The following is a 13508-nucleotide window of genomic DNA, read 5'->3' on the forward strand; positions in this document are numbered from 1 at the left end:
CAAAGCCGGGAAAGCCCAGCTTTACCCCCCTGTGGCGCAAAGTGGGTCGCGCCGGCCGCCCGGCTCCGCCATCTGGCAGGAATGACGAAACTTTCGCCCGGACGGGCCATTCTGGTGGGCGCAGGGCCGGGGGATCCCGACCTGTTGACCGTGCGCGCGGTGCGCGCGCTCGCCGCCGCCGATGTGGTGGTGCATGACGGGCTGGTCGATCCGCGCGTGCTGGCACTGGCGCCGCCCGCCGCGGCGCGCATATCCGTCGCCAAGTCCCGCGCGCGGCACACCCTGCCGCAGGAAGCCATCAACGCGCTGATCGTGGGGCATGTGCGGCTGGGCGAGACGGTGGTGCGGCTGAAGGGCGGCGATCCCTTCATCTTCGGCCGCGGCGGCGAGGAGGTGGAGGCGCTGCGCGACGCGGGGCTGCCGGTGGAGATCATCCCCGGCGTGTCGGCGGCGCTCGGCTGCGCCGCGGAGGCGCAACTGCCGTTGACCCACCGCGACCATTCGAGCGTGGTCAGCTTCGTCGCCGGCGTGTGCCAGGGCCTTGCCGAGCAGAATTGGATCGGCCTTGCCGGGCCGGGGCGGACACTCGTCGTCTATATGGGTGTCGCATCCGCGACGATGATCGCGGAGAAGCTGATGGGCGACGGCCTGTCGCCGGAGACGCCGGTCGCGGTGCTGGAGCGTGGCACGCTGCCGGGATCGCGCGCGCTGCGGACGCTGCTCGCCGACCTCGGCTCGATGGTGGCGCGGGAGGGCGTGCAGAGCCCGGCGATCCTGGTGATCGGCGAGGTGGTGCGGCTGGCGGAGGCCGAGGACAAGCTGCCGCTGCTGGCGGTGCAGGCAATGGAGCGTTACGGGGCATGAAATTGTTGACGGGAAATATCACGCTGACCGGCGAGGTGGTGTGGTGGGGAACCGAGGGCTGGACGCCCTTTCTGCGCGACGCGCTGCCGCTGGAAGCGGATGCAGCCGACGCACTGATGAAACAGCAAGCCATTGGTGAAACGATCAATGACCTGGCGGTCATCGACGCCGAGGCCACCGACGTCGGCCCGCGCCCGTTGCACATCCGGGAACGGATCCGGGGCTTCGGGCCAACGGTGCGCGCCGACCTGGCGGTCGCCCAAGCGGAGTGGCGCTGATGTATCGGTATGACGAATATGACAGCGCGATCGTCAATGCACGGGTCGAGGAATATCGCGAGCAGGTGGAACGCCGCCTGTCCGGCGCGCTGGACGAGGCGCATTTCCGGCCGCTGCGGCTGAAGAACGGCCTCTATCTGCAACTGCACGCCTATATGCTGCGCGTCGCCATCCCTTATGGCACGCTGTCGGGCGCGCAGCTGCGCATGCTGGCGCATATCGCCCGCCGCTATGACCGCGATTATGGCCATTTCACCACGCGGCAGAACATCCAGTATAACTGGATCAAACTGGAGGAGAGCGCCGACCTGCTCGCCGACCTCGCCAGCGTGGAGATGCATGCGATCCAGACCAGCGGCAATTGCATCCGCAACATTTCGAGCGACCAATATGCCGGCGCCGCGGCGGACGAGCTGGAAGATCCTCGCCCCTGGGCCGAGCTGCTGCGGCAATGGAGCAGCTTCCACCCCGAATTCAGTTACCTGCCGCGCAAGTTCAAGATCGCGGTGATCGCCAGCGACACCGACCGGGCGGCGATGCGGCTACATGACATCGGCCTGCAACTGGTGCGGCGGGATGGCGAGACCGGGTTCAAGGTGTTCGTGGGCGGCGGCATGGGGCGCACGCCGATCATTGGCCCGCTCATCCGCGACTTCCTGCCGGGCCGCCACTTCCTGAGTTACTGCGAGGCGATCCTGCGCGTTTATAACCGCCACGGCCGGCGCGACAACATCTACAAAGCGCGCATCAAGATTCTGGTCAGCGAACTGGGGGCCGAGGAGTTCACCGCCCAAGTGGAGGCCGAGCATGCCGCGCTGCTGCCGCTGAACATCGATCCGCCGGCCAGCGAGATCGAACGCATCAAGAGCTATTTCCCGCTGCCGCCGCTGGGTGATGGCGGCGAGGTGCCGGCGGTGAACGATCCGGCCTTCGACCGCTGGCGGGCGCGGCAGGTGGCGCCGCACAAGGTGGCCGGCCATGCCATCGTCAACATCAGCCTGAAGCCGGTGGGCGGCATTCCGGGCGATGCGTCATCCGCGCAGATGGATGCGGTGGCGGAGATCGCCGCCGCTTACGCGCATGACGAGATCCGCGTGACCCACGCGCAGAACCTCGTGCTGGCGCATGTCCGCAACGCCGATCTCTATACGGTGTTTCAGGCACTGGCGGCGGTCGGCCTGACCGATGCCAACCTCGATCGGGCGAGCGATGTCATCGCCTGCCCGGGCCTGGATTACTGCACGCTGGCGAATGCGCGCTCGATCCCCGTGGCGCAGAAGATCGCCGCGCTGCTGGCGCCGCAAGAGGATGATTTGGGCGAGCTGAAGATCAAGGTCTCGGGCTGCATCAACGGCTGCGGCCACCACCATGCCGGGCACATCGGCGTGCTGGGCGTCGACCGGAAGGGCGTGGAGAATTACCAGCTGCTGCTGGGCGGTTCGGGCGCAGAGGACGCCAGCCTGGCCAAAATCCTGGGACCGGGGTTCAACGAGGACGGCATCGTCGCCGCGGTCGGCAAGGTGACGGAACGCTACCAGGCGATCCGCGATCCGGGCGAGCGCTTCCTGGACACCTACCGCCGCGTCGGCGCGGAACCCTTCAAGGAGGCGGTCTATGGTTGAGCGATCGGGGGCTGAGTGGCTGGCGCTCGACCCGCGCGCGCGGGAGGTGGCGGATGCGCCGCTGGTCAACCCCGGCGACGATGTGCGCGGCATGCAGGGGCTGCATCAGGCGGACGCGATCTTCATCGCCTTCCCGACCTTCCGCGACGGGCGTGGCTACAGCAGCGCGCGGCTGCTGCGGGAGGCCGGCTTCGACGGCGACATCCGCGCCGTGGGCGACGTGACGCTCGACCAGCTGGTGTTCCTGAAGCGCAGCGGTTTTTCCAGCGTTGCACCGGACAGGCCCATCGATCCGGCCGACGCCCATCGCACGTTGAACCGCTTCAAGGCCGTCTATCAGCGCGCCGCCGACGACGCCGAACCGGTGTGGGCGGCGCGTGGCTGAGGCCGCGCGCCGCATCGACGAATGGAGCGGTGCCGACGCGCCGGCGCTGAACGCGCATTATGGCGCGCTGACCGCGAAGGAACTGCTGGCGCTGGTGCTGCGTTCGGGCGCGTTCGGGCGGGTAGCGCTGGTCAGCAGCTTCGGTGCGGAGTCAGCCGTGCTGCTGCACATGGTCGCCGCCATCGACCGGCAGTTGCCGGTGCTGTTCGTGGAGACGGGCAAGCATTTTCCCGAGACGCTGATCTATGCCGGGCGGTTGATGGGGCATCTGGGGATGACCGGCCTGACGCTGGTGAAACCCGATCCGCAAGCGCTGCGGGTGAAGGACGAGACCGGCCTGCGCTGGAGTTACGATCCCGACGGTTGCTGCGACCTCCGCAAGACGCAGCCGTTGCAGCGCGCCATTCCCGGCTTCACCACCTGGCTGTCCGGCCGCAAGCGCGGCCAGGCGGCGACACGCGCCGACATGCCACTCTTTGAAAACGATGAGGGCCGCATCAAGCTGAACCCGCTGGCGCGCTGGACCGGCGAACGGCTTGCGCTCTACGCCCGCGAACATGGTCTGCCGCCGCACCCGCTGGTGGCGGAAGGCTACCCCAGCATCGGCTGCGCGCCCTGCACGTCGAAAGTGGCGCCGGGTGAGGACCCGCGCGCCGGACGCTGGCGCGGCTGGGACAAGGTGGAATGCGGGATTCACGAGCTGCCCGCCTTTTGACCGCAGGCTGATTTCCCGGCAGCGTGGCGCGCATGCAGCTTTCCCGCCCCGATCTCGACATCGCGCTGTTCACCGCGGACCCTGCCGTGCTGGATTTCTGGCGCGGCGCGGTGGGCTTGGCGGAGAGCGGCACCATGGCGCTGACGGCGGGGCGGACGCAGCACCGGCTGGCGCTGTGGGGCGGGCTGTGCAAGGTCAACCTGGCGCCGGACGGCCTGCCGGCGGCGCCGCGTTCGCCGATCCGCCGCCTGCTGATCGCCGATGCCGCCTGCACAACGCGGGAGGATATGAGCGACCCCGATGACAACCTGGTGTCGCGCGTGCCGGTGGGTGAGGCAGGCGTGACGCGGGCGGGGTTTGAGATCGCGGTGCGCGAGCTGGCGGTGGTGAGCGGCTTTTTGCGGGATCTGGGCGCAGTAGAAGATGCCGACGGCCTGCTGCTGGGCAGCACCCGGATTATCCTGACTGCAGACCCGCACGCGACTATCGACGCGCCGCTCGAGGGCCCCGGCTGGCGCTACATTACAATTCAAGTGCAAAGCTGCGACCGCGCCTTCGCCGCGGCGCTGGCCGCCGGCGGCACGGCGATGATGCCGCCGCAAACCTACGCCGACATCGCCCGCTTCGCCATGCTCCGCGATCCCGGCGGCACGATCTGGGAAGTCAGCCAGAACCGGGCACTGGTGAGGCATCTGGAGGCGGGGTGACGAACGCTCCGGTTCTGACTCGCAACACGGGCACGCACGTTGAAAACAGCGACAGGCTCACCGCCGGTAAACCTCCCGCCGGTTACCCAACCTTACCACCGTGATCAGCACCACCTCATCTTCAATGTCGGCGATGATCCGCCAGTCGCCCACGCGATATTTCCAGAAGTCGCCCCATTCACGCCCGCGCAGTGCCTCGCCGATGCTGCGCGGATCGTCGAGCGCTGCCACACGGTCGCGCAGGAAGGTCAGGATGCGGCGCGCGATCTGCGGGTCGAGCTTGCGGAGCTGCTTTTCGGCGCTGGCGGCGAACTCAATCCGCCAGGCCATAGTCTTCCAGCAGTTCGCTCAGCGCCACGCGCCCCTCCGCACCGGCGCGCACCCGTGCGCGCACCGCGGCGGACAGATGCGCGTCCTCCAGATCGTCGATATGCTCCACGATCGCCTCGGTCGCGTAGAACGTCTTTGATCGCCCGGTCAGCGCCGCCAGCGCCGAGAGCCGATCCTCGATGGGTGCGGGAAGGCGAAGCGACATCGGCATGGGAACAGGGTAATTGTGCGATACGCGTATTGCAAGCCCGGGACACACTGCGCTTGCATCGTACCGCTGCCCCCGCTATCAGCGCGCACTTCACGCGAATCGAATGAACGCGTTGCCCGGCCGTATGGGCTGCCGTGGCCACGCCCGATACGCTTCACCCTGGGCGGCAACGCCCATGCAGGAGACCGTAAAATGCCCAAGATGAAGACCAAGAGCGGGGTGAAGAAGCGCTTCACCATGACCGCTTCGGGCAAGCTGAAGCATGGCGTCGCCGGCAAGCGGCACCGCCTGATCAGCCACAACGCCAAATATATCCGCCAGAACCGCGGCACCGAGGTTGTGAGTGACGCCGACACGCGCACGATCAAGCTCTGGGCGCCATACGGCCTGAAATAAGGAGGTTCTGACACATGGCACGGGTAAAGAGGGGCGTTACCGCCCGCGCGCGTCACAAGCGCGTCCTTGAACAGGCGAAGGGCTATAGCGGCCGTCGCAAGAACACCATTCGCGTTGCGAAGCAGGCGGTCGAGAAGGCCGGCCAATATGCCTATCGCGACCGCAAGGCGAAGAAGCGGTCCTTCCGCGCGCTGTGGATCCAGCGGATCAACGCCGGCGTACGCGAGCTGGGCCTGACCTACAGCGTCTTCATGAACAAGCTGGCCGCATCGGGCCTGGAGCTGGACCGCAAGATCCTCGCCGACCTGGCGATGAACGAGCCGGCGAGCTTCCGCGCGGTGGTGGACCAGGTGATGGGCACGACGCCGGCCACGGCCTGAGCCCAGCGCACACCATCGAAGGGCCGCGGACCATCCAGGTTCGCGGCCCTTTGTTTTGCACGCTTTCGGACTCGCCTTTTTGTTCCACCTATGTTCTCATGCGCCATGCTCCGCTGGCTCTACCTCGACCTCAACAGCTTTTTCGCCAGCGTTCACCAGCAGTTGCGCCCGGAACTGCGCGGCCGACCGGTTGCCGTGGGGCCCGAATCGGTCGATTCGGGCACCATCATCGCGGCGAGTTACGAAGCCAAGGCGTTCGGCGTGAAGACCGGCATGCGCGTCGGCGAGGCGAAGCTGCGCTGCCCCGGGCTGGTGTTCGTGGGCAGCGGCCATGATGCTTATATCCAGATACACCATAAGATCCTGAACGAGGTGGAGCGCCACATCCCGGTCACCAAAGTCTGTTCGATCGACGAATTCGCCTGCCGGCTGCTGGACAACGAGAATGACCCCGCCCACGCGCTGGCGCTGGCGAAACGCATCAAGGCGGGCATCGCCCGGAATGTCGGCGAATGCCTGACCAGCAGCATCGGCATCGCGCCGACACGGCTGCTCGCCAAGATCGCAGGCGACATGCAGAAGCCGGACGGGCTGACCCTGATCGAGGCGCATGAGCTGCCGCAGCGGCTCTATCCGCTGCCGCTGCGGGACATTCCCGGTGTCGGCGCGAAGATGGAGGCGCGGCTGGCGGCGCGCGGCATCACCACCATGCAGGCGCTGCTGGAACGCAACCCGATGGCCGCGGGCAGCGCCTGGGGCAGCGTGGTCGGCGCCCGCTTGTGGTGGATGCTGCACGGGCATGAAATCGCCGATGCGCCGGCGAAATCGAAGTCGCTGGGGCACAGCCATGTGCTGGCACCGCAGCTGCGCGATGCCGAAACGGTGCGGCTGACGGCGCGGCGGCTGCTGCTGAAGGCGGCCACGCGCCTGCGCAGCGGCGATTTCCTGACCCGGCATGTCACGCTGCACGCCCGGTTCGAGGATCGATATGGCTGGGCGGAGACGCGGCGCGTGGCGCCGACCAACGACAGCTATCCCCTGCTGGAGGCGCTGGGCGACCTGTGGCCGGTGCTGCACCAGGTGATCCGGGCGCGCGGCGTGCGGGTGCGCACCATCGGCGTGACGTTCGACGATATCGCGCCGCGCATCGGCGCGCAGGGCAACCTGTTCGAATTCGCCGCCACCCGACCCGTGCGCACGCCGGCGCTGTCCGCCGCGCTTGACCGCCTGAACCGCCGCTTCGGCCGCGATACCGTCACCCTCGGCCCACCCCCCGTTGGCCGGGCGCGGGAAATGGGCGCCAAGATCGCCTTCGGGCAGATTCCGGAGCGCGCCGAATTCCACGCTTGATTGCGCTTGCCCTGCCCCTCCCCTAAAGCCGCGCGCATGACCGACATCACCCCGCAGATCGTCGCCGAACATGGCCTTTCGCCCGACGAATATGAGCGCATCGTCGCCGCCATGGGGCGCACGCCGAACCTGCTGGAACTGGGCATCTTCTCGGTCATGTGGTCCGAACATTGCAGCTATAAATCCACGCGCCTGCATCTCGCCAAGCTGCCCACCAAAGCCCCCTGGGTGATCCAGGGGCCGGGGGAGAATGCCGGCGTGATCGACATCGGCGATGGTCTCGCCGCCATCTTCAAGATGGAGAGCCACAACCACCCCAGCTTCATCGAACCCTATCAGGGCGCGGCGACCGGCGTGGGCGGTATCATGCGCGACGTGTTCACCATGGGCGCGCGGCCCGTCGCCAACCTGAACGCGCTGCGCTTCGGCGCGCCCGACCATCCGAAGACCCGCCACCTGCTGCGCGGCGTCGTCGCCGGCATCGGCGGCTATGGCAATTGCGTCGGCGTGCCGACCGTGGGCGGGGAGGTGAATTTCCACCCCAGCTACAACGGCAACATCCTGGTGAACGCCATGACCGTCGGCATCGCCCGCGCCGACCGCATCTTCTATTCGGCGGCCGCCGGCATCGGCAATCCCGTGGTCTATGTCGGCAGCAAGACCGGGCGGGACGGCATCCATGGCGCCACCATGGCCAGCGCCGAGTTCGACGCTGACAGCGAGGAGAAGCGGCCGACGGTACAGGTCGGCGACCCGTTCATGGAGAAATTGCTGATCGAGGCCTGTCTTGAGCTGATGGAGACCGACGCCATCGTCGCCATCCAGGACATGGGGGCGGCGGGGCTGACCAGCAGCAGTGTCGAGATGGCATCGAAGGGCGGCGTCGGCATCCACCTGAAGCTGGATGACGTGCCGCAGCGCGAGAGCGGGATGACACCCTATGAAATGATGCTGTCGGAATCGCAGGAACGCATGCTGATGATCCTGAAGCCCGGGCGGGAGGCGGAGGCGGAGGCGATCTTCCGCAAATGGGCGCTGGATTTCGCGGTGATCGGCAGCGTGACCAATACCGGCCGGCTGGTGCTGGAGCATGGCGGCGCGATCGTGGGCGACCTGCCGCTGGCACCCATCGGCGACGAGGCACCGAAATATGACCGTCCCTGGGTGCCGACGCCGAAGCGGGCACCCCTGGGGCCGGTGGCGGAATCGGGCGACCTGCTGGCAGACCTCGCCACGCTGATGGCCAGCCCGGACGTCGCCAGCCGGCGCTGGATCTGGGAACAATATGATTGCGAGGTCGGCGCGGACACGGTGCAGCGGCCCGGCGGCGATGCGGCGGTGGTGCGGGTGCACGGCACGGCCAAGGGCCTGGCGATGACCACCGATTGCACGCCGCGCTATGTCTTTGCCGATCCGGTGGAGGGCGGGAAGCAGGCGATCGCGGAAGCCTGGCGCAACCTGTGCGCGGTGGGGGCGAAGCCGCTGGCGGTGACCGACTGCATGAATTTTGCAGCACCCACGCGGCCGGAGGTGATGGGGCAGTTCGTGGGTGCCATCGAGGGCATGGCGGCGGCCTGCGCCGCGCTCGACTTTCCGGTCGTGTCAGGGAATTGCAGCCTGTACAACGAGACCGAGGGGCGCGGCATCCTGCCGACCCCGGCGATCGGCGCGGTCGGCCTGCTCGACGACTGGAGCCACAGCGCCAGCATCGCGCTGAAGGCCGCGGGCGACGAGATCTGGCTGCTGGGCGGCCTGCCCGGGCATCTCGGGCAGAGCCTGTGGCTGCGCGACGTGCGCGGCAGGGAGGACGGCCCGCCGCCGCCGGTCGACCTGGCGGCCGAACGCGCCGCCGGCGATGATGTCCGCGCCGCCATCGCGGCCGGGCTGGTCACCGCGGTGCACGACCTCAGCGACGGCGGCCTGCTGGTGGCGCTGGCGGAAATGGCGCTGGCCGGCGGATGCGGCGCGTCGCTCGACACGCCGCTCACCACGGCGCAGGCCTTTGGCGAGGACCAGGGCCGCTATCTGCTGACCCTTCCCGCCGGCACCCCGCCGCCACCGACCGGGCTGCCGCTGCGGCTGATCGGCACGGCGGGCGGCGATTCGATCGTCCTCGCCGATGGGACCAGCGTGCCGCTGGCCAGCCTTCGCGCCGCGCACGAAGGCTGGCTGCCGGCGCTCATGCAGGCTGTTTAGCGTCGGCCTCCAGCCAGCGCAGGATGGTTTCCGGGTCGCTCACCTCATAGGGGTCGCCGCCCTCGCCCTCGTCGTTGCGGCCCGGCTCCTCGAAAAAGGCTTCGATGATGCCGTCGTTGACGACCATCGAATAGCGCCAGCTGCGCCAGCCGAAGCCGAGGTGGTCCTTGTTCACCAGCATCCCCAGCCCGCGGGTGAAATGCCCGCTGCCGTCGGGAATCAGCGCCACGCGCTTCAGCCCCAGTTTCAGGCCCCACTGGTACATCACGAAGGCGTCGTTGACGCTCAGGCAATAGACCTCGCTGACGCCGTGGCGCGCGAAGGCATCCATCGAGCGTTCATAGGCCGGGCATTGTTCGTTGCTGCACGTCGGCGTGAAGGCGCCGGGCAGGCCGAACAGCACCACGCGCTTGCCGGCGAAATAGTCGGCGCTGGTCATGTCCTGCCAGCGAAAGGGGTTGTCGCCGCCGATGCTCGCGTCGCGCACCCGGGTGCGGAAGGTGACGTCGGGAACGCGCCGGCCGATCAGGGGATGGGTCATGGGCTGCCTTTCAACGATGTTGATGCCCGCCGGATAGCGTCGCGCGTGTCCGGCGGGCAATCGATTCATCTGAATGACAGCCAGTGAGGCGGTCGATCAGCGCGCCATCCGCTATCGCCAGCGGTTGTGCCGCGCGAAACGGATGCTGCCGCTGGCGCCGCGCTGCTGGGCGCGGACGATGCGCGCGTCGCGGCGGGAATAGAGCCCGTCAGACACCCGGCGGTCGATGGCGCGGTCGATGTGCGCCTGCTGGCGGTTGAGCAGGCGGGCCTCGCGCGGCGCGATCTGCCCTTGCGCCACGCCGGCGTCGATGCGCCGGTCCTGGTTGGCCTGGCGCGCCTCCGCGCGGTCGAGCGCCGCCATGGGCCCGGCATGGGCGATACTGGCCAGCCCCAGCAGGGCGGCGGTGATGATGATACGCATCGCTTCACTCCCTCTGCCGCCGCGACCATCACGGCAGCAGAGGGATTACGACGCCGCCCGCCCGCGTCCCCCGTTACAGGCTGGACAGCGCCGCGCGCACGATCATCACGCCCATCGCCAGCCAGGACAGGGCGAACAGCAGGAAACGCAGCGCCACCTTGTTGATCGTGGCCTGCACCAGCGAATGCAGCACCCGCAGGCCCAGATAGGCCCAGGCGCAGGCCGCATGCACCGGGTCGGCAAGGCCAAGCAGCACCACCGTCAGCGCGATGGCGTAGAACAGCGTCGGCGCCTCGAACAGGTGATTGTAATTGTCGGCGACCCGCCGCACCTCGCTGGGGATGCGATCGTGGTAGCTGCCGGGGTGCATGGCTTCCTGCGGGTCCAGCTTCGCCCGGCTGAACGCCGGCAGGCGGGTGGCATACATCCACAGGAACATCAGCAGGCTCAGCATCCCCATGCCGATCACGGCATGCAGGATGGACACGGCATGCGGGTTGGAAATGGTCTCGATCATGCGAACTCCCCTTTTTGTCCCGTCACCATGCGAAAGCGCCGCCGCGGTCGCAACCTATGCAAAAGGCCGCCGGGATTGCCCCCGGCGGCCTTTCCATCGTTCGGCCTTTCGGCTGCGCGAATCAGCCGAGGGTGACCCCAGCCGCGATCCGCATGACCTGCGGCTTCGAGCGATGAGACATGGGACCACCTCCTTTCGATTGTTGACGGATGCCCTCAACATGGGCTGGAACGCGGGCCATGACAAGTCCCTCCCTCCTGGAGCTGCGGATCGGCCGCGCTGTCCGCTTCGGCAAGACCGTCACCGCCTATGGCAAGCAGCCGGTCCAGGGGCCGCTGGCCGCGCATCAGCTGGGGCTGGTGGGCGATCAACAGGCCAACCAGCGCGTGCATGGCGGCCCGGAAAAGGCGATCTATGCCTATGCCGCCAGCAATTACCCGCACTGGGTGGCGGAGCATCCGCGGCATGCCGACCGCCTGGTGCCCGGCGGCTTCGGCGAGAATCTGCTGGTGGCGGGCCTGGACGAAACGACCGTCCACATCGGCGACCGGTGGCGCATCGGCAGCGTGGTGCTGGAGGTCTGCCAGCCGCGCCAGCCCTGCAACACGCTGGCGCGCTGGTATGGCGACCCCGCCATGGTGAAGGCGATGATCGAGAACGGCCGCAGCGGCTGGTACAACCGCGTCGCTGAACCGGGCCAGCTGGCCGCCGGCGACGTGCTGACATGGGAGGAACGCCTGCCCGGCGCCTGGAGCATCGCCCAGGTGCTGCGCGTCAGCTACGCCGATCCGCCTGACAGCGCGGCGCTGGAGGCGCTCGCCGCCCACCCCCGCCTCGCCAAAAGCTGGGCGACCTGGGCGGCCCGGCTGGCGAAGGCGGCGCGCTGACGCCGGTCAGCTGGCGAGCACCGCCATGTTCGGGCCACCCTTGCCGGCCGTCACCGTCACCGGCGCGCCGATCAGGTCGGCATCGACCATCGCGCCGCAGCCGTCATGCACCTGCGCCAGAAACCGCGCGCCGTCGCCCGCCTGCCGGCCGATGACGATGGCAAAGGCCGGCCGGCCGCGGTCGTGGATCACGGTGAAGGCCTCAATCCGGCCCTCGCCGGCGGGCGCTTCCTCCAGGCGGGGGGAGGCCATCGCATCCACCTCGGCCTGATAGCCGGCCGGGTCGGCGCGTTCGAACGCGCGCGGCGTGGTGTTCCACACACCGAAACTGTGCTTGGTCAGATAGCCGCCGTTGGCGAACACGAAGCCGTGGCTGCCGGGGTTGGCACGGCAGCGCGCCGCGACCTCGGCGATGCCGTGCATGGAATAATTGTTGCCCGGCCCGCCGAAGTAACACAGCCCGCCGGTCAAGGTCAGGCCGCGCGGATCGTCATGCGCGATGCCGATACTGTCGGCGGCGATCTGCACCGCGCTGGAAAAGCAACTGTAGAGGTCCATGTGCGCGATGTCGTCCGCGCGGATTTCCGCCGCCGCCAGGGCGTGCGCCGCGCCGATGCGCACCGCCGGCGAGCTGTGGTAATCGACCCGCTCGCTGACCAGGATCTTCTCCTGCGTGTCGGCGCAGCCATGCAGATGGACCCGCTTGCCCGCCGGCACCCCCAGCCGGTCGGCGGCGGCGGTGGACATCAGCAGCAGCGCTGCCGCCTGATCCACGAACATGTTCGAATTCAGATATTTGGTGTAGGGATAACCGATATAGCGATTGTCGTCGGTCGGCGTGATGATCTCCGCCGCGCTGCGTTCCACCGGCAACTGCGCGAACGGGTTCGCCGCCGCCACGCGCGTGAAGCGCGCCATCAATTCGCCGATGTGCGCCCGCTGCGCCACCATGCTGCGGCCATAGTGCGCCGCCAGCGCCGTTTCGAACAGCGGATAGACATTCACCGGCAGCGCGATCCCATGCAGCAGCTCGTGGCGGGAGATCATCTGGATTTCCTTGCCCAGCGTCTCCGGTTCGCCCGCATCCTCGCGCCAGTCCAGTTTCAGCCCGGCCTTCTGCGCCCTCGCTTGGGTGCGGATCGGCTCGCAGCCGGCCAGCAGGACAACATCATGCTCGCCGTTCGCGATCTGTTGCGCGAACAGGTTGGCCAGCATCTGCGGCGTGTTACCCCCCACTGGCCCATAGAGGCAGCGGCGCGGGCTGGCACCGATACGGTTGGCGATGGACCGCGGATAATTGGACGACCCCCCGAACGGCCCCGCGAACGCCGCGGCGCTGTCCGCGAACAGCTTCACCACCGCGATGGCATCGATCGCCGCCGCGACATCATGCCCGCCGCAATCGGCGATCGCCCGCCTCGCCACCGCCGCCAGCATGTCCTGCGGGCTCAGCATGGCATCGCCGCGGTCGACATATTGGCCGATGCCGACCAGCACGGGGGTCATCGAGGGAAGGGTCATGCGATTGTCCTGCTGTTGCTGGCGCAGGTCGCTACTATGACGGCCGCTGCCGCGGCATACCCCAAAAGAAGAGGAAAAATGGTGCCCAGGGACGGGATCGAACCGCCGACACTGCGATTTTCAATCGCATGCTCTACCAACTGAGCTACCTAGGCACGGGATGCGCGCTATAAGCGCGGGCGCGG

Annotated in this window: 17 protein-coding genes and 1 tRNA gene; 11 read left to right on the forward strand and 7 right to left on the reverse strand. The window is 68.1% G+C overall.

Going from position 1 to position 13508, the window contains the following annotated elements; all coding sequences use genetic code 11:
* The first annotated feature begins 81 nt into the window (after window positions 1-81).
* Genes cobA through H3309_RS16215 form a run of 6 tightly spaced genes read left to right on the forward strand, consistent with a single transcriptional unit; the run spans window position 82 to window position 4571 of the window.
* The gene (gene cobA / locus H3309_RS16190) at window positions 82-864 is read left to right on the forward strand and encodes a uroporphyrinogen-III C-methyltransferase (RefSeq protein ID WP_182296069.1); all 783 of its coding nucleotides are present in this window, start codon (window positions 82-84) and stop codon (window positions 862-864) included.
* On the forward strand, window positions 861-1142 hold the full coding sequence (locus H3309_RS16195; protein ID WP_182296071.1) for a DUF2849 domain-containing protein: 282 nt from the start codon (window positions 861-863) through the stop codon (window positions 1140-1142). The genes cobA and H3309_RS16195 overlap by 4 nt, the downstream gene beginning before the upstream one ends.
* Window positions 1142-2764, forward strand: coding sequence for a nitrite/sulfite reductase (locus H3309_RS16200; RefSeq protein ID WP_182296073.1), 1623 nt, complete (start codon window positions 1142-1144; stop codon window positions 2762-2764). Before H3309_RS16195 ends, H3309_RS16200 begins: the two co-directional genes overlap by 1 nt.
* The gene (locus H3309_RS16205; protein ID WP_182296075.1) at window positions 2757-3149 is read left to right on the forward strand and encodes a DUF934 domain-containing protein; all 393 of its coding nucleotides are present in this window, start codon (window positions 2757-2759) and stop codon (window positions 3147-3149) included. Before H3309_RS16200 ends, H3309_RS16205 begins: the two co-directional genes overlap by 8 nt.
* Window positions 3142-3864, forward strand: coding sequence for a phosphoadenylyl-sulfate reductase (locus H3309_RS16210; RefSeq protein ID WP_182296077.1), 723 nt, complete (start codon window positions 3142-3144; stop codon window positions 3862-3864). The genes H3309_RS16205 and H3309_RS16210 overlap by 8 nt, the downstream gene beginning before the upstream one ends.
* 32 nt (window positions 3865-3896) lie before the next feature.
* The gene (locus H3309_RS16215; protein ID WP_182296079.1) at window positions 3897-4571 is read left to right on the forward strand and encodes a VOC family protein; all 675 of its coding nucleotides are present in this window, start codon (window positions 3897-3899) and stop codon (window positions 4569-4571) included.
* A gap of 57 nt (window positions 4572-4628) precedes the next feature.
* Here H3309_RS16215 and H3309_RS16220 read toward each other — a convergent pair whose 3' ends face one another.
* Window positions 4629-4901, reverse strand: a complete 273-nt coding sequence (locus H3309_RS16220; RefSeq protein ID WP_182296081.1) for a type II toxin-antitoxin system RelE family toxin — start codon at window positions 4899-4901, stop codon at window positions 4629-4631.
* Window positions 4885-5112, reverse strand: coding sequence for a type II toxin-antitoxin system RelB family antitoxin (gene relB / locus H3309_RS16225; RefSeq protein WP_243453778.1), 228 nt, complete (start codon window positions 5110-5112; stop codon window positions 4885-4887). The genes H3309_RS16220 and relB overlap by 17 nt, the downstream gene beginning before the upstream one ends.
* A 192-nt stretch (window positions 5113-5304) precedes the next feature.
* Between relB and rpmI the strand changes: the two genes are divergently transcribed.
* The 4 genes from rpmI (at window position 5305) to purL (ending at window position 9434) form a co-directional block, all read left to right on the forward strand.
* On the forward strand, window positions 5305-5508 hold the full coding sequence (gene rpmI / locus H3309_RS16230) for a 50S ribosomal protein L35 (RefSeq protein ID WP_182296083.1): 204 nt from the start codon (window positions 5305-5307) through the stop codon (window positions 5506-5508).
* A gap of 14 nt (window positions 5509-5522) precedes the next feature.
* Window positions 5523-5888 carry a 50S ribosomal protein L20 gene (gene rplT / locus H3309_RS16235; protein ID WP_182296085.1) on the forward strand — a complete coding sequence of 122 codons (366 nt, stop codon included), beginning with the start codon at window positions 5523-5525 and terminating at the stop codon, window positions 5886-5888.
* A gap of 90 nt (window positions 5889-5978) precedes the next feature.
* Window positions 5979-7238, forward strand: coding sequence for a Y-family DNA polymerase (locus H3309_RS16240; protein WP_182296087.1), 1260 nt, complete (start codon window positions 5979-5981; stop codon window positions 7236-7238).
* Window positions 7239-7274: 36 nt separating this feature from the next.
* Window positions 7275-9434, forward strand: a complete 2160-nt coding sequence (gene purL / locus H3309_RS16245; protein WP_182296089.1) for a phosphoribosylformylglycinamidine synthase subunit PurL — start codon at window positions 7275-7277, stop codon at window positions 9432-9434.
* Here the strand turns inward: purL and H3309_RS16250 are convergent.
* The 3 genes from H3309_RS16250 to H3309_RS16260 all read right to left on the reverse strand — a co-directional run bounded on the left by H3309_RS16250 (window position 9418) and on the right by H3309_RS16260 (window position 10915).
* Entirely contained in the window at window positions 9418-9963 is a 546-nt protein-coding gene (locus tag H3309_RS16250; protein WP_182298866.1) for a peroxiredoxin, read from the reverse strand. The genes purL and H3309_RS16250 overlap by 17 nt on opposite strands.
* Before the next feature lie 123 nt (window positions 9964-10086).
* On the reverse strand, window positions 10087-10398 hold the full coding sequence (locus tag H3309_RS16255; protein ID WP_182296091.1) for a hypothetical protein: 312 nt from the start codon (window positions 10396-10398) through the stop codon (window positions 10087-10089).
* A 73-nt stretch (window positions 10399-10471) separates the two neighbouring features.
* Window positions 10472-10915, reverse strand: coding sequence for an MAPEG family protein (locus H3309_RS16260; RefSeq protein WP_182296093.1), 444 nt, complete (start codon window positions 10913-10915; stop codon window positions 10472-10474).
* A gap of 239 nt (window positions 10916-11154) precedes the next feature.
* Between H3309_RS16260 and H3309_RS16265 the strand changes: the two genes are divergently transcribed.
* A complete protein-coding gene (locus H3309_RS16265) occupies window positions 11155-11802 on the forward strand; it encodes an MOSC domain-containing protein (protein ID WP_182296095.1) in 648 nt (215 codons plus the stop codon).
* 6 nt (window positions 11803-11808) lie between these two features.
* Here the strand turns inward: H3309_RS16265 and H3309_RS16270 are convergent, their stop codons facing one another.
* A complete protein-coding gene (locus H3309_RS16270) occupies window positions 11809-13323 on the reverse strand; it encodes an acetyl-CoA acetyltransferase (RefSeq protein WP_182296097.1) in 1515 nt (504 codons plus the stop codon).
* Window positions 13324-13402: 79 nt separating this feature from the next.
* A tRNA-Phe gene (locus H3309_RS16275) sits at window positions 13403-13478 on the reverse strand.
* Between the last annotated feature and the right edge of the window lie 30 nt (window positions 13479-13508).

Source organism: Sandaracinobacteroides saxicola (assembly GCF_014117445.1).
GTDB classification, from domain to species: Bacteria; Pseudomonadota; Alphaproteobacteria; order Sphingomonadales; family Sphingomonadaceae; genus Sandaracinobacteroides_A; species Sandaracinobacteroides_A saxicola.

Bases quoted from the DNA above. Each gene is read 5' to 3' on its own strand.
- H3309_RS16200 (WP_182296073.1), top strand. From the start codon at position 1,142: ATGTATCGGTATGACGAATATGACAGCGCGATCGTCAATGCACGGGTC.
- H3309_RS16215 (WP_182296079.1), top strand. From the start codon at position 3,897: ATGCAGCTTTCCCGCCCCGATCTCGACATCGCGCTGTTCACCGCGGAC.
- H3309_RS16260 (WP_182296093.1), bottom strand. From the start codon at position 10,915: ATGATCGAGACCATTTCCAACCCGCATGCCGTGTCCATCCTGCATGCC.
- relB (WP_243453778.1), bottom strand. From the start codon at position 5,112: ATGCCGATGTCGCTTCGCCTTCCCGCACCCATCGAGGATCGGCTCTCG.
- H3309_RS16240 (WP_182296087.1), top strand. From the start codon at position 5,979: ATGTTCTCATGCGCCATGCTCCGCTGGCTCTACCTCGACCTCAACAGC.
- H3309_RS16265 (WP_182296095.1), top strand. From the start codon at position 11,155: ATGACAAGTCCCTCCCTCCTGGAGCTGCGGATCGGCCGCGCTGTCCGC.
- H3309_RS16270 (WP_182296097.1), bottom strand. From the start codon at position 13,323: ATGACCCTTCCCTCGATGACCCCCGTGCTGGTCGGCATCGGCCAATAT.
- H3309_RS16195 (WP_182296071.1), top strand. From the start codon at position 861: ATGAAATTGTTGACGGGAAATATCACGCTGACCGGCGAGGTGGTGTGG.
- H3309_RS16220 (WP_182296081.1), bottom strand. From the start codon at position 4,901: ATGGCCTGGCGGATTGAGTTCGCCGCCAGCGCCGAAAAGCAGCTCCGC.
- rpmI (WP_182296083.1), top strand. From the start codon at position 5,305: ATGCCCAAGATGAAGACCAAGAGCGGGGTGAAGAAGCGCTTCACCATG.
- H3309_RS16255 (WP_182296091.1), bottom strand. From the start codon at position 10,398: ATGCGTATCATCATCACCGCCGCCCTGCTGGGGCTGGCCAGTATCGCC.
- rplT (WP_182296085.1), top strand. From the start codon at position 5,523: ATGGCACGGGTAAAGAGGGGCGTTACCGCCCGCGCGCGTCACAAGCGC.
- H3309_RS16205 (WP_182296075.1), top strand. From the start codon at position 2,757: ATGGTTGAGCGATCGGGGGCTGAGTGGCTGGCGCTCGACCCGCGCGCG.
- cobA (WP_182296069.1), top strand. From the start codon at position 82: ATGACGAAACTTTCGCCCGGACGGGCCATTCTGGTGGGCGCAGGGCCG.
- purL (WP_182296089.1), top strand. From the start codon at position 7,275: ATGACCGACATCACCCCGCAGATCGTCGCCGAACATGGCCTTTCGCCC.